Annotated in this window: 14 protein-coding genes and 1 riboswitch; of the genes, 2 read left to right on the top strand and 12 right to left on the bottom strand. The window is 51.4% G+C overall.

Translation table 11 applies throughout. From position 1 onward, the window contains the following. Positions 1-193: 193 nt before the first annotated feature. The 10 genes from gcvPB to comGA form a co-directional block, all read right to left on the bottom strand. Positions 194-1,657, bottom strand: coding sequence for an aminomethyl-transferring glycine dehydrogenase subunit GcvPB (gcvPB, locus tag ACTL32_RS08170; protein WP_441340980.1), 1,464 nt, complete (start codon positions 1,655-1,657; stop codon positions 194-196). Next, entirely contained in the window at positions 1,650-3,017 is a 1,368-nt protein-coding gene (gcvPA, locus tag ACTL32_RS08165; protein WP_441340979.1) for an aminomethyl-transferring glycine dehydrogenase subunit GcvPA, read from the bottom strand. Before gcvPA ends, gcvPB begins: the two co-directional genes overlap by 8 nt. Before the next feature lie 27 nt (positions 3,018-3,044). Continuing rightward, the gene (gcvT, locus tag ACTL32_RS08160; protein WP_441340978.1) at positions 3,045-4,145 is read right to left on the bottom strand and encodes a glycine cleavage system aminomethyltransferase GcvT; all 1,101 of its coding nucleotides are present in this window, start codon (positions 4,143-4,145) and stop codon (positions 3,045-3,047) included. Positions 4,146-4,289: 144 nt separating this feature from the next. Continuing rightward, positions 4,290-4,382, bottom strand: a riboswitch (glycine riboswitch). A gap of 141 nt (positions 4,383-4,523) precedes the next feature. Then, positions 4,524-5,036, bottom strand: coding sequence for a shikimate kinase (locus ACTL32_RS08155; protein ID WP_441340977.1), 513 nt, complete (start codon positions 5,034-5,036; stop codon positions 4,524-4,526). A gap of 196 nt (positions 5,037-5,232) precedes the next feature. Beyond that, entirely contained in the window at positions 5,233-5,670 is a 438-nt protein-coding gene (gene comGF, locus ACTL32_RS08150; protein WP_441340976.1) for a competence type IV pilus minor pilin ComGF, read from the bottom strand. Continuing rightward, a complete protein-coding gene (locus tag ACTL32_RS08145; protein ID WP_441340975.1) occupies positions 5,667-5,906 on the bottom strand; it encodes a hypothetical protein in 240 nt (79 codons plus the stop codon). The genes comGF and ACTL32_RS08145 overlap by 4 nt, the downstream gene beginning before the upstream one ends. A gap of 49 nt (positions 5,907-5,955) precedes the next feature. Further along, positions 5,956-6,354, bottom strand: coding sequence for a competence protein ComG (locus ACTL32_RS08140; protein WP_441341202.1), 399 nt, complete (start codon positions 6,352-6,354; stop codon positions 5,956-5,958). A 26-nt stretch (positions 6,355-6,380) separates the two neighbouring features. Next, the gene (gene comGC, locus ACTL32_RS08135) at positions 6,381-6,698 is read right to left on the bottom strand and encodes a competence type IV pilus major pilin ComGC (protein WP_441340974.1); all 318 of its coding nucleotides are present in this window, start codon (positions 6,696-6,698) and stop codon (positions 6,381-6,383) included. 11 nt (positions 6,699-6,709) lie between these two features. Then, positions 6,710-7,753, bottom strand: a complete 1,044-nt coding sequence (comGB, locus tag ACTL32_RS08130) for a competence type IV pilus assembly protein ComGB (RefSeq protein WP_441340973.1) — start codon at positions 7,751-7,753, stop codon at positions 6,710-6,712. Continuing rightward, positions 7,707-8,750, bottom strand: a complete 1,044-nt coding sequence (gene comGA / locus ACTL32_RS08125; protein WP_441340972.1) for a competence type IV pilus ATPase ComGA — start codon at positions 8,748-8,750, stop codon at positions 7,707-7,709. Before comGA ends, comGB begins: the two co-directional genes overlap by 47 nt. Before the next feature lie 285 nt (positions 8,751-9,035). On the opposite strand from comGA, the gene ACTL32_RS08120 reads away from it, so the two are divergent. Next, positions 9,036-9,278: a DUF2626 domain-containing protein gene (locus ACTL32_RS08120; RefSeq protein ID WP_135501257.1), complete on the top strand. Its 243-nt coding sequence runs from the start codon at positions 9,036-9,038 to the stop codon at positions 9,276-9,278. A gap of 102 nt (positions 9,279-9,380) precedes the next feature. On the opposite strand, the gene ACTL32_RS08115 is transcribed toward ACTL32_RS08120, so the two are convergent. After that, positions 9,381-10,019: an MBL fold metallo-hydrolase gene (locus ACTL32_RS08115; RefSeq protein WP_441340971.1), complete on the bottom strand. Its 639-nt coding sequence runs from the start codon at positions 10,017-10,019 to the stop codon at positions 9,381-9,383. A gap of 140 nt (positions 10,020-10,159) precedes the next feature. On the opposite strand from ACTL32_RS08115, the gene ACTL32_RS08110 reads away from it, so the two are divergent. Then, the gene (locus ACTL32_RS08110; RefSeq protein ID WP_441340970.1) at positions 10,160-10,339 is read left to right on the top strand and encodes a DUF2759 domain-containing protein; all 180 of its coding nucleotides are present in this window, start codon (positions 10,160-10,162) and stop codon (positions 10,337-10,339) included. A gap of 75 nt (positions 10,340-10,414) precedes the next feature. On the opposite strand, the gene ACTL32_RS08105 is transcribed toward ACTL32_RS08110, so the two are convergent. Continuing rightward, entirely contained in the window at positions 10,415-12,358 is a 1,944-nt protein-coding gene (locus ACTL32_RS08105; protein WP_441340969.1) for an LTA synthase family protein, read from the bottom strand. Positions 12,359-12,426: the final 68 nt, after the last annotated feature.

Genomic DNA, 12,426 nt, shown 5'->3' with positions numbered 1-12,426 from the left:
GCTGCGCTAGCTGCGGGACATGAAAAACCGTTGCAGCGTTATGCGCTTCGTCGCGAAGCTATCGGCCGAACTACTTTCGGCCAATAGCTTCGCAGCTGTTTTGCGGAATATCGTTTGAGAGACTAGCGTTTTATATCTTTTCCAATAATTTAAGCCCGCCTGCGGAAATCCGCAGGCGGGCTCTTCGTTTGTTCTATTCAGCTTTGGTGTAGCGCAGGACCGGCTTGCGAGCCGCCTGTGTTTCATCCAAGCGTTTGATGACAGTCGTGTGCGGTGCATTCTGGACGATTTCCGGATTGTCTTCCACTTCTTTCGCAATCTGGATCATCGCATCGATGAACGCGTCAAGCGTTTCCTTGGATTCCGTCTCCGTCGGTTCGATCATCATGCCTTCCTCCACGTTCAACGGGAAGTAGATCGTCGGCGGATGGTAGCCGAAGTCAAGCAAGCGTTTCGCCATATCAAGCGTACGTACGCCCAATTTCTTTTGGCGGCGCCCGCTGAGGACGAATTCGTGCTTGCAGTGGCGGTCATACGGCAGATCGAAATGCGGCTGTAATTTGCGCATCATGTAGTTGGCGTTCAATACGGCATATTCCGTCACGGCTTTCAGGCCGTCCGGGCCCATGGAACGGATATACGTATAGGCACGCACGTTAATGCCGAAGTTGCCGTAGAACGGTTTGACGCGGCCGATTGATTCCGGGCGGTTGTAGTCGAATGTAAAAGCTTCGCCTGACTTCACCAGCACCGGGCTTGGCAGGTATGGAATCAGGTCCTTCTGGACGCCGACAGGGCCGGAACCCGGGCCGCCGCCGCCGTGAGGGCCGGTGAACGTCTTATGCAGGTTCAAGTGGACGACGTCAAAGCCCATGTCGCCAGGGCGTGCTTTCGACATAACGGCGTTCAAGTTCGCGCCGTCATAGTACAATTTGCCGCCGACTTCGTGGATGATGGCAGCCATTTCCAGAATCTGTTCTTCGAACAAGCCGAGCGTGTTCGGGTTGGTCAGCATCAAAGCAGCGGTATCAGGTCCGACAACGCGCTTCAAGTCCTCAAGATCGACCAGGCCGTGTTCGTTCGATTTCACTGTTACGGTTTCGAAACCGGCTACTGTTGCCGATGCCGGGTTGGTGCCGTGTGCAGAATCCGGAACGATGACTTTGGTGCGGTTCATGTCGCCTCTCGACTCATGGTAAGCGCGGATCATCATCAGCCCTGTCCATTCGCCATGAGCGCCGGCAGCCGGCTGGAGCGTCACTTCGTCCATGCCGGTGATTTCCTTCAGATGCTCTTGAAGATCGAACATCAATTCCATTGCACCTTGAACGGTAGATTCATCCTGAAGCGGATGGATATTCGCGAATCCAGGGTAGCGTGCTACGGATTCGTTGATTTTCGGGTTGTACTTCATCGTGCACGATCCTAACGGATAGAACCCGGAATCGACGCCGTGGTTGCGCTTGGAAAGCGCTGTATAATGGCGCATGATATCCAGTTCAGACACTTCCGGCAGATCAGCCGCTTCGTCGCGGATCAAACCTTCCGGCAAGACATCGGCCAAATCGATTTCCGGAACATCAAGGTCCGGCAGGCTATAGCCAATGCGGCCTTCTTTCGTCAATTCAAAAATGAGCGGTTGGTTGTCTTTATGCATGAGTAGCCCCCATTTCCTGCACTGCAGCAGCAAGTTCCTGCACGAATGCATCGATCTCTTCTTTGGTGCGCTGTTCGGTCACAGCAATGAGCGTATGGCCTTGGAGTTCCGGATAGCTGCGCCCTAAGTCATAGCCGCCGATCATGCCTTTTTCGAGCAGACGGGCGTTCAATTCTTTGGACGGAGCTTTCGTTTTCACAACAATTTCATTGAAATGGGCGCCGCCAAAAATCACGTCAAAGCCGGCCCCTTGCAATTGCTGTTTCATGTAATGCGTTTTCGTGATGTTCTGCACGGCAATCTGTCTGGTGCCGGTTTTACCGAGCGCCGTCATCGCCACGGAAGCCGCAAGGGCATTCAACGCTTGGTTCGAGCAGATATTCGATGTCGCTTTGTCGCGGCGGATATGCTGTTCGCGCGCTTGCAGCGTCAAAACGAAACCGCGGCGGCCGTCTTCGTCGACTGTTTCGCCGACCAAGCGCCCAGGGACTTTGCGCATCAATTGTTTGGTGACCGCGAAATAGCCGCAATGCGGTCCGCCGAATGCTTCGGAGATGCCGAACGGCTGTGCATCACCGACTGTGATGTCCGCTCCGAGCTTGCCGGGCGGCGTCAATGCGCCGAGCGCCAACGGGTTTGCAGAAACCGCGAACAAAGCGCCCGCTTCGTGGATGACCGGCTCAAGGGCTTTCAATTCTTCCACTTGGCCGAAGAAGTTCGGGTATTGCACCATGACTGCAGCTGTGTCGCCGTCGATCATCGATTTCAAAGCTTCGATATCTGTATGGCCGTCTTTCAATGGCACTTCTTCCACAGCAATCGATTGGCCAAGCGCATAAGTGCGCACGACATCGCGCGTTTCCGGATGTACGGCACGGGATACCAAAATCTTCTTGCGGCGCGTGTGGCCCGCTGCCAGCATGCCGGCTTCAGCAAGCGCAGTTCCGCCGTCGTACATCGAGGAGTTCGCCAGGTCCATGCCTGTCAACTCGCTGATCATCGTCTGGAATTCGAAGATGGCCTGCAGCTCCCCTTGCGAGATTTCCGGCTGGTACGGCGTGTAGGCTGTATAGAACTCAGAACGCGAAATCACGTGGTCGACGATGATCGGCTTGTAATGGTCATAGACGCCTGCACCGAGGAATGAAGCATAGCGGTTCGTGTCCGCATTTTTTGCGGCCAATTGCGCCAATTCCTTTGTCAATGAAGACTCCGACTTGGCTGCTTTGATCTTATACTCGCCTTTAAAACGCACTTTTTCCGGGATATCTGCAAAAAGCTCATCGATTGACCCTATGCCGATCGCTTCCAGCATTTCTTTTTCGTCTTGAGACGTCATTGGTAGATAACGATGTTTCATCGGTAGCTGTCCCCTTTTCAATTGAGATTATTTTGAACGCTTGTAAAATGGCGTTTCAGCTGTTTTCGCTTTCAGGCGCTTGTTGCGGATCTCCACTTGGAGTTCCGTACCGAGCTCTGCAAATTCACTTTTGACCAAAGCCAGGCCGATGTTCTTTTTCAATGTCGGCGATTGGGTGCCCGTCGTGACTTCCCCGACCAGCTCCCCGTTGGCATAAACCGGATAGCCGTGGCGCGGAATGCCTTTATCGATCATTTCAATTCCCACAAGTTTACGGGGCACGCCGTTCTCTTTTTGGGAGGCCAGCGCTTCTTTGCCCGAAAAATCTTCTTCTTTGTTCAGCTTCACCACAAAATTCAGGCCGGCTTCAAGCGGCGTGATGTCCTTCGACAATTCCTGCCCGTAAAGCGCGAGGCAAGCTTCAAAACGCAGCGTATCGCGTGCACCAAGGCCTGCCGGCACCGCTCCGTCCGCTTTTCCTTCTTCGAGGATGCGGTCCCAGAGGGCGACGACCGCTTCCGGGCTTGCGTAAATTTCAAATCCGTCTTCTCCTGTATAACCGGTTCGGGAAACGATGACTTCATGGCCGGCAACCGGCACATCCATTTTAAAGCGGAACGGTTTGATTTCGGACAAGTCCTGTTCCGTCAACCGCTGGAGGATCTCCATGGCGAGCGGCCCTTGGAACGCCAATAACCCGTAGTTTTCGGATTGATTATCAAGCGAGACGCCATCGGTTACAGTCTTCTGCATCCATTCGAAATCCTTTTCGATATTCGATGCATTGACGACCAGCAGATAATTGCCGTCTTCGATCTTATAGACCAGCAAGTCATCGACGGTTCCGCCGTCAGCGTAGCACATGGCCGTATACTGGGCTTGCCCGTCTTTGATCTTGGACACATCGTTCGTGACCAATTGTTGCAGGTAAGGCAAGCTATTGGGTCCCGTGACGAAGATCTCGCCCATATGGGAGACATCGAACAAGCCCGCTTTGGTTCTTACCGCTTCATGCTCTTCTTTGATGCTTGAAAATTGGACTGGTAGTTCCCACCCTCCGAAATCGATGGTCTTTCCACCGTACTTCGAATACGCCTCGAAAAGTGGGGTGCGCTTCAATTCTGCCATTCATCTTCCTCCTCGATAATCAAATTCCGCAAAAAAAAGACAGAGATTCCCCTGCAATAGGGAAATCTCTGTCCTGGAACCTGAAAGTTTACCTTTACGGCTTTCCTCTTTGGTAGCTGCCAAAAGCAGCGTTCTCCAGAGATGCGTCCTGTACGAGTCTTTTTGCCTGAGAGATTCATGGCATTTTGCCATTTGCTCCTTCGGCGACGCTTCCGCGTTCTCTCCCCGTACACTCATCCGCCCAAATCAAATGTTTGGTCCAAACCGTTATACAGAATAGTATAACTTCGTCTATATCCTAACATTGTTATGAGGGAAGCGCAATCTTTTTTCATCGTGCCATTAAAACACGAACATTAAATTAAATAAACGACTTTTTCATCCGCTTTTTAGCCGATTAACTTGAAAAGCCGCGTATTGGGTGATCTGCCGCAGCGTCCGGAATTCCGTGCGGATCGTAATATGTGCTGCCGCTTTATAATTCCGGTAGCGTTTTTTGAACATCGCTTCAATTTCTTCCCGCGTCGATTGCTGGACAATCGGCCGGTTCGGGTCTTTGTGGATCCGCCTCCAGATTTCCCGGAAAGGGGCGTCGAGAAACAGGACCAGCCCCGTGTCCCGCATGATCCTGCGGTTCTGCTCGCGCATGGCCACGCCACCGCCAGTCGATATGATGCAATTATCGTGGTTGAAATTTTGCAAAAATTCGGTTTCCAAATCGCGGAAATACTCTTCCCCGTACTGTTTGAAGATTTCCGGGATCGGCATGCCGGTCTGCCGGACGATTTCTTTATCCATATCATAGAAAGGCAGCTTCAAAGCAAAGCTGAGCCTCCTGCCGACTGCACTTTTGCCGCAGCCCATAAATCCGACCAAATATATTCTTTTCATCTTACCACCCAATGCACCCTGCTACTCAGGTATTTTATGTTGTTCAATTTCACTTAGTAGTTGTATCGTAGCATGTCTATGCATATTTTCCAATCCATCATATGTTCGGTATTGGACCGAATAGACGGCTGTCCCGTGGAACAGCAGGAGAAGGGCCGATATGAAAAAAATTACAGAGACCGGATAAACGGAGCCTTCATTGCCCTTCAGAGTGTGTAAAAACGTATTCCGCTTGTTCAACTGTGCCATTGGACATTTCTGCGCGCAGCGAAAGCTTGTTGCCGTCGATGGTAAACCGGCAGCCTTTGATATCGGTCAGCATGATCTCATGCCCTTGCCGGAACTTCTGTTTCCGGAGAAACCGGTCATACAGCTCGATATCGTATTCTTCCGCGTCCCGGACGATGCGCACTCCTCCCCCGTTATTGATAATCTCTAAAGAATCCACCCGATGCAAGTAGCTTTGGAAGTCCGCTGTGAACAGATGCCATTCTGCCGTCTGCACGTCCGTTTCGGCCGAAAAATGGATCATGTACCCGAAGAACAGGGCGACGAGCGGCAGAAAGATCATCAGCACCATCAGTTCAAGCAGCGCATTCAACAGCGTGAAGCCTCCTTCGCCAAGGCGCTTCATTCGACACATACACGCTGCCGGCGGTTCCGGTAGTCGTCGTATTCCACACAGAGCTGCTCAAGCATGTCCCAGCTGTAGGTCCTGCCATTGACTGTCCGTTCACCTTGCCGGCTGTCTGTGGCTGCCATTTCTTTTGCTGCTTCGTGCATCGTTTCATACGCAATCATCCGCTCCCGTTTGAGGTGGAGCGATTGCTGGAGCTGCTGCATCATCGGCAGGAGCGTGCCGAAAAGCATGAACAGCATCACCAGGCCAAGGATTGTTTCTGCCCATGAAAAACCCCGTTCATTCAGAAAGAACCACCCTCCCTTTCCCCAGATGGACGACAAGCATCCGTTCACCGCCGCTCGTATCAAAGCGAAGCGTGCCGGCGGTGGTCACCGACCCGTTCGCAGTGAAATACACGCCGTTTATATTGCTCGTCTTTTTCAGCCGCACTGTTGCCGGCAGTTTCCGCGGCGGCAGGAGCGCCTGGAAGTTCTGGACCACTTCATAAGTGCCGCCCGTTTCCCGGAACACCACCATCGCAGAAGCTTGCGTCCGGTATGTTTCGCTTTGCGCAAAATAAATGTCGTGCAGCAGCCCATCGAAAAACCGCGCTTCTTCCCGGTCCGCGGCGAGCGTACGGTAAGAAGGGACGCCGATGCCGGCAAGGACCATAACAGCCATCAGCACAAGGAGCATCTCGGTCAAGGTGAAGCCTTGCTCGTTTAAGGCGTAGCCGATGACGAAACCACTCCATCCACCGAAATCGCGATCTGGTCGCCATTCGGGCAGCTTGTTTCATTCGCTTTCAAATACCCGTCCGCCACCAGGTTCTCGACGGTCGGGACCGATTTCATATCCATCCGGAAAGATTCGACTTGCCCCTGGACCATGTGGACGAACGCCTTGCATCCCTTGTCGTCGACCGAAGCCGTCTGTTTGGTGACGTTCGGCAGCGCGATGGCAATCAAAACTGTGATGATCAGCATGACAATTAGCATTTCAATCAACGTGAATCCTTTTTGGCTTTTCAAAATTTGCATGTTTTTCCTCCTCAGATAGTGTGGATTAGATTGTACATTGGCAAAAGGATCGCCAAATAAGCACCGATGATGCAGATGGCGATGATGACAAAGAAAGCCGGCTGGATGACGCGGAGCAGCTTCTGGGTCTGCTGTTCGATCCGCTCCATCAGGACTTCGCTGTAAAGGATCAGCTCTTTCCCGAGAAAACCGGCCATTTCCCCGTGCGCGACAAATGCCGGCATGTCATCGGATATGAAGTTATGATGGGACAGCGCGGCCGACAGCTGATGCCCCGTGACTACTTCTTCATGACAAGTTTTCGCCATGTGCCGGATGATGGTATGGTAGGTCTGGTTCTGGAGCAGATGAAGCGATTCCTGCAGCGAAATGCCGCTGTGCAGAAGCGTGCCGAGCTCACGGGCTAAAAGATGCGACCAGTAAAGCCGCATGTATTTCCGGAGAAGCGGGACGCGGAGCAGCCAAATAATCCTTTCGTTCGGCGGCCTTTTTGAAACAAGCTGCCAAAACAAGGCGCCCAATGCTCCGGCCAGCGCAAATGCCCCGATAAAGAGATCCGGCAAACTGAGCAGGTAGACTGGCACCCCGCCGGCTTCCCCGTCCCCCCGTAGCGATTCCATCAACGCTGTCAAATTCGGCACATAATTCGTCCGGAAAAACAGGAACAAGCCCGACGTGAAGAACAGCAGGGACAACGGATAGACCAGGATGCCCTTCAGTTTTTTCTGCACTCCTTCGGTACGGGCGAAGCTCTTTGAGATGCTTTCAATGGAGTCGGCCAAACGTCCATGATGTTCCGCAATTTCCACCGGGAACAGCACCGGATCTTTGAAGCCGAGAAGCTTCAGGATCTCGGCGGCATTGCCTCCCCCTTTCAGGATTGACGTGATGCCCGACAGTGCGTCATCCAATTTCGGAGTATGCATCGGCAAAAGCAGCGCCAAGGCTGTCGGCAGCAGATAGCCTTCGTTCAAAAGCACCGACAGCCTGCCGAGAAACTGCGCGCGGTCACGAATCGGAATCCGTTTTTGCTTGGACCGTATCGGCAATCGCACCGATTTTCACCCCTTCCCGGATTTGACCGCCGAATGTCAGGTGCTCCGGCAGGCTGTAATTCCGTTGATCCCTCGCAGACGCCAGCGCTTCTTCGAGCCGTTCGCCGTGCAGAATCTCATAAAGGGCGCGGTAGGCCGGCTTCGGGTCTGACATATCCGGATATACCGGTATGATGCGCTGTGCAGAAATGGCGATCAGCGTCTGCCGCATATCTTCATACGAGATGCCGAGGTCGTGGAGCCTGTGCAGGCAGCCGACCGAATGGCGGGCATGGATGGTCGAGAATACAAGATGCCCCGTCAGCGCTGCACGGACAGCAATGCCTGCCGTGTCAGCATCCCGGATTTCACCTATCATGATGATGTCCGGATCGTGGCGCAGGATCGCCTTGAGACCTGCCGCATAGCTGAGCCCCGCCTTTTCGTTCACCTGGATCTGAAGAATCGCTTGATTTTTCCGTTCTACGGGGTCTTCAAGCGTGATGATGTTCCGATTCAGCTTCTCGTTGCAATGCTTGAGCAGCGAATACAGCGTCGTCGATTTCCCGCAGCCGGTAGGCCCTGTAAGCAGGATGAGGCCCTGCTTGGCTTCGGCCAATTTTTCAAGCAGCCGGGCAGAATCGCGGAACGCTGCCAGCTCATGCACGGATTGCGCCGCCTCTTCGGCCATGACCCGGATGACAATGCTTTCTTTGGTCAAAACAGAAGGCAGCGTTGATATTCTGAAATAATATGGATGGTTTTGAATTGGGAGATGAAAGGATCCTGTTTGGGGTTTGCGTTTTTCGCTCATGTCTAAAAGGGAAAGATATTTGAAATAGGCAATCATGCGATCGCCAAGATCAAGGGGGATTTTCATCACTTGCCGCAGCGCGTGGAACGAGCGGAAAGAGACGCTGTAGCAGGTCGGTTCGGGTTTGACGTGGATATCGGTCGTGCCGCTTTCAACCGCTTTCTCAAGCAGGCTGGAGCATCGGCGTTCAATGATTTCTTGCATGGCCACCTCCTGTTTTGAGCTTGAACAAAGGCCGCATCTTTGTTCCCCCATAGTATAACTGCGTGTTTTATAGAAGGGAATAGTTTCCTGCAAAATAAATATTTGACCCCGCATATCGCGGCAAATCCTGTTTTTGGCACCTCTTTTTAACCTTCCAGAAAGCACTGTCCAGTTTTCATCCACCGGTTTGTCACAAAGAATCGCCATCTCGCTGTTTACACATTCACTCCGTTTCCTATATAATAAATAAGAGATTATTGTGTTGTGGCAAAGGAGGGATTACCCATGGATAAGATGTTCAAATTAATGGGATGGTGGACTGGCATATTTGCAGTTCTGTTTTATGTAGGCGATATGGTGGAAGTGTCATTGTTAATGGTCGCTAATACCGGATTTTTTGTACTTCTAGGATTCTTAAATATTTCTGAACGCATGTACATGTACATTTTCGCAGCTTACTTAACTGTATTCTTCGTAGGCTTCACTTATTACACAACGTTCATCCATATTCCCGGTGCTGGACATTAATTACCGAAACCAAAAGCAAAAAGCGGCCAATACGGCCGCTTTTTTATTTTTCCTGGTTTCACTTTTTATGATGCGTACCTTAACTGCAGGATGAACATCGCTTTAGAACCCGTTCAGGAATGGATTGCTTGCCGCTTCCTGTTCCGGTGTGGTTTCCGGTCCATGGCCCGGGAACAGGACCATGTGGTCAGGGAGCGTCATCAAAGAATCGCGTATCGACTCCAGCAGCTTTTTCTCCGAACCGTCGATCAGGTCTGTCCGCCCGATGCTGCCGCGGAATAGCGTATCGCCGACGATGGCAAACCCTTCATTTCCGAATGAATAGGAAATGCTTCCCGGTGAATGCCCCGGTGTATGGAGAAGCTCCATTTGGAAATCGCCGATTTGCAGCTCCTTCTCCCCATCTAGCAGCACATCGGCTTCCCCGATGCGGTAATCCGGCACCATCGGGTATTTACCGGAGCCGTTCAGATTTGGGCGCCCCAGCCAGTCTTTCTCCAAACGGTGCAAGTAGACCGGAATCTTGTATTCTTGCCGCAAATCATCCACGGCCCCGATATGGTCGAAATGTGCATGCGTCAACAGGATGGCGAGAGGCGAGAGCCCTTTCTTCCTTAAAAAGCCGATGACTTTTTCAGCTTCTTCGCCCGGATCGAAAATCAGGCATTGTTTTGCATCGTTTGAAACGATATAGCAATTGGTCTGGATCGGCCCCAGCTCCATGTGGTTTATTTTCAGCATTTTCTTCACCTCACTTTCAGTATAGCATCCCAAGTGTTCAACGGACCGACAATATTATCCCTCGACAAACAACCTGAATTTCTTTACAATATAAGAGAACAAGACGGCACTGGCTGTTAAAGTTGAAGGGAGTGTCATAGATGAACTTGCTTATGGTTATTTTTGGCCTTATTGCGATTCTTGCTGCAATAGGTTCTGTGCAAACCTTAAAAAACAAACAAATTTTAGGCTTTCTTTTTAACTTCGGTACGTTTGTGATTTTCGGTGCTTTTACAGTAGCGACAGTCATCACACAAGGCTATCCGCCTAGCCTGCACTAATTCCCGAAAAGCCGATGCTTCCCGCATCGGCTTTTTTATTTTGTCCGCAAAAAAACAGGAGCTCTGGGCTCCTGTTTATTCCTTGCTATTCATGCTGTTTTCCAGCTCTTCTTTTTCAAGTTTTTCTTGTTCTTCTTCGGTAAGGATCAGCTGGCCGTTCTCCTGGTCATAGAATCGCAACAGGTCGCCGTTGATGATCGACTCTGAGTAATCCAGTTCCTGCATGGCCGGTTCAATATACGGTTCGCATTCGGCGATATCCGCTTCTTCGCCGGTTTCGATGTCATAGCAGACATTGCCGGCATAGACGTTTTTATCGGTGATGAAGCGCCCGTCGCGGAAAATGACGAATTCTTCATGTTCATCGGAGAACAGGTCGCCGCCGAACTGGAGGTCTTTTTCCGTTTCGATTCCCATGAGGTGCATAATCGTTGGGCGCATATCGATCTGCCCGCCGATTTCCTCTTCGACATATCCTTTGCCGGAGCCCGGGATATGGACGAAGAAAGGAACTTTCTGGAGCTGGGCCGATTCAAACGGCGTGACTTCCTTCCCGAGGTACTGGGCCATCGCTTCGTTGTGGTTTTCCGAAATGCCGTAATGGTCGCCGTACATGACGATGACCGAATTCTCGTAGAGACCTTGTTCTTTCAGGTCTTCAAAGAGCGCTTCGACGGATTCATCCAAATAACGCGCTGTCTGGAAGTAGCGGTTGAGCGTTCCGGAGTTCGAATCGAACTCTTCGATCAGCTTGTCCTCTTCATCCAGATAGAACGGATGGTGGTTGGTGAGCGTCAACAGGCGGCTGTAGAACGGCTGCGGCATTTCAGCCATCTGGTCGACGGATTGCTCCATGAACGGAATATCCTTCATGCCCCAGTTGACCGCCTGCCCTTCACCGATCGTATAGCTTTCGATATCATGGAATTTCTCGATATTGAACGATTGGTACATCATATCGCGGTTCCAGAAACTCTTCGTATTGGCGTGCTGGACGGCTGTGTAATAGCCGTTTTCCCCCAACCGCTCCGCCATCGAATTGAATGTGTTTCCGCTATGCGTGAAGAACACGGCCCCGCCGCTCAAAGGATAAAGCGAATTTTCAAGAAGGAACTCGGAGTCCGATGTTTTCCCGAGGCCTGTCTGGTGGTAGAAATTCGGGAAATAGACCGTGTCTTCGTCTTTGGTCAAGCCGTTCAGGAATGGCGTGATTTCTTCGCCGTTCATTTCGTTATTGATCAGGAACGACTGCATCGATTCCAAGGTGACTACAATCAAATTACGCCCTTCTGCAGCGGCAAACATTTCCGGCGAAGGTTCCGGCTGGTTGGAGCGGACATAGTTGTTCACTTCCACCAGTTCGGAGCCGTCCGCCAATGCCCGCTGCGCCTGGGATTTGGATTGGATATAGATGTCGTAGATATGGTAATTGTACATCCCGATGTTTTTGACGAGCATCTCACGGTCGAAGCTGCGCGTCAAAAGCTGCGGCCGCTCCGCTTCCGCCAGCCCGAGGTTGAAAAACAGCACCGCTGCCGTCAAAATCATATAGGATTTCCGCTGGACCGATGCTGTGTTCATCGATGACGGTTTGACTTTCAGAAATTTGATCGCCAGGAAAATGACGATCACATCCAGAAAGAACAAAACGTCGGTGGCATAGATGCTTTCGGCAGCGCTGGAGCCAAGGTCGCCGAAATTATTGGTCTGGAACAGGACCGGCAGCGTGATGAAATCACTGAAGAACCGGTAGAATGCCACGTTGGCATACAAAATGATTGAGGCAATGACAGCGACCGCCATGATTGACCGGTTTTTCGCTTTCTCCGTTTTGAAGAACAGCGAAATTCCATACGCAAACAGCAACAGGCTCAACGGATTGATGAATAGAATGAACTCTTGGAGCGCATTATCAATCGTAATGGAAAAACTCGTTTTATACGTTACATAAGTTTTGAGCCAAGTAGCTACGATGGCGATTGCCAGGATGGAATGTTTGGGCCATTCTTTTTTCAACATCCGGCATATCCTCCTTTTTAACTAAATCATACTTTACACTACCGTAAAACCGCCTCCATGTCCACTTA

The organism is Planococcus sp. FY231025 (genome assembly GCF_052078085.1).
Lineage (GTDB): Bacteria > Bacillota > Bacilli > Bacillales_A > Planococcaceae > Planococcus.
Note: the sequence above shows the minus strand (reverse complement) of the source record. Positions and strands in the feature narration are given on the sequence as shown.

Excerpts from the sequence above, each read along its gene's own strand:
- gcvPB (WP_441340980.1), bottom strand. The coding sequence starts at position 1,657 with ATGCATAAAGACAACCAACCGCTCATTTTTGAATTGACGAAAGAAGGC.
- gcvPA (WP_441340979.1), bottom strand. The coding sequence starts at position 3,017 with ATGAAACATCGTTATCTACCAATGACGTCTCAAGACGAAAAAGAAATG.
- gcvT (WP_441340978.1), bottom strand. The coding sequence starts at position 4,145 with ATGGCAGAATTGAAGCGCACCCCACTTTTCGAGGCGTATTCGAAGTAC.
- ACTL32_RS08155 (WP_441340977.1), bottom strand. The coding sequence starts at position 5,036 with ATGAAAAGAATATATTTGGTCGGATTTATGGGCTGCGGCAAAAGTGCA.
- comGF (WP_441340976.1), bottom strand. The coding sequence starts at position 5,670 with ATGAAGCGCCTTGGCGAAGGAGGCTTCACGCTGTTGAATGCGCTGCTT.
- ACTL32_RS08145 (WP_441340975.1), bottom strand. The coding sequence starts at position 5,906 with ATGCTTTTCGGCACGCTCCTGCCGATGATGCAGCAGCTCCAGCAATCG.
- ACTL32_RS08140 (WP_441341202.1), bottom strand. The coding sequence starts at position 6,354 with ATGCTCCTTGTGCTGATGGCTGTTATGGTCCTTGCCGGCATCGGCGTC.
- comGC (WP_441340974.1), bottom strand. The coding sequence starts at position 6,698 with ATGCAAATTTTGAAAAGCCAAAAAGGATTCACGTTGATTGAAATGCTA.
- comGA (WP_441340972.1), bottom strand. The coding sequence starts at position 8,750 with ATGCAAGAAATCATTGAACGCCGATGCTCCAGCCTGCTTGAGAAAGCG.
- ACTL32_RS08120 (WP_135501257.1), top strand. The coding sequence starts at position 9,036 with ATGGATAAGATGTTCAAATTAATGGGATGGTGGACTGGCATATTTGCA.
- ACTL32_RS08115 (WP_441340971.1), bottom strand. The coding sequence starts at position 10,019 with ATGCTGAAAATAAACCACATGGAGCTGGGGCCGATCCAGACCAATTGC.
- ACTL32_RS08110 (WP_441340970.1), top strand. The coding sequence starts at position 10,160 with ATGAACTTGCTTATGGTTATTTTTGGCCTTATTGCGATTCTTGCTGCA.
- ACTL32_RS08105 (WP_441340969.1), bottom strand. The coding sequence starts at position 12,358 with ATGTTGAAAAAAGAATGGCCCAAACATTCCATCCTGGCAATCGCCATC.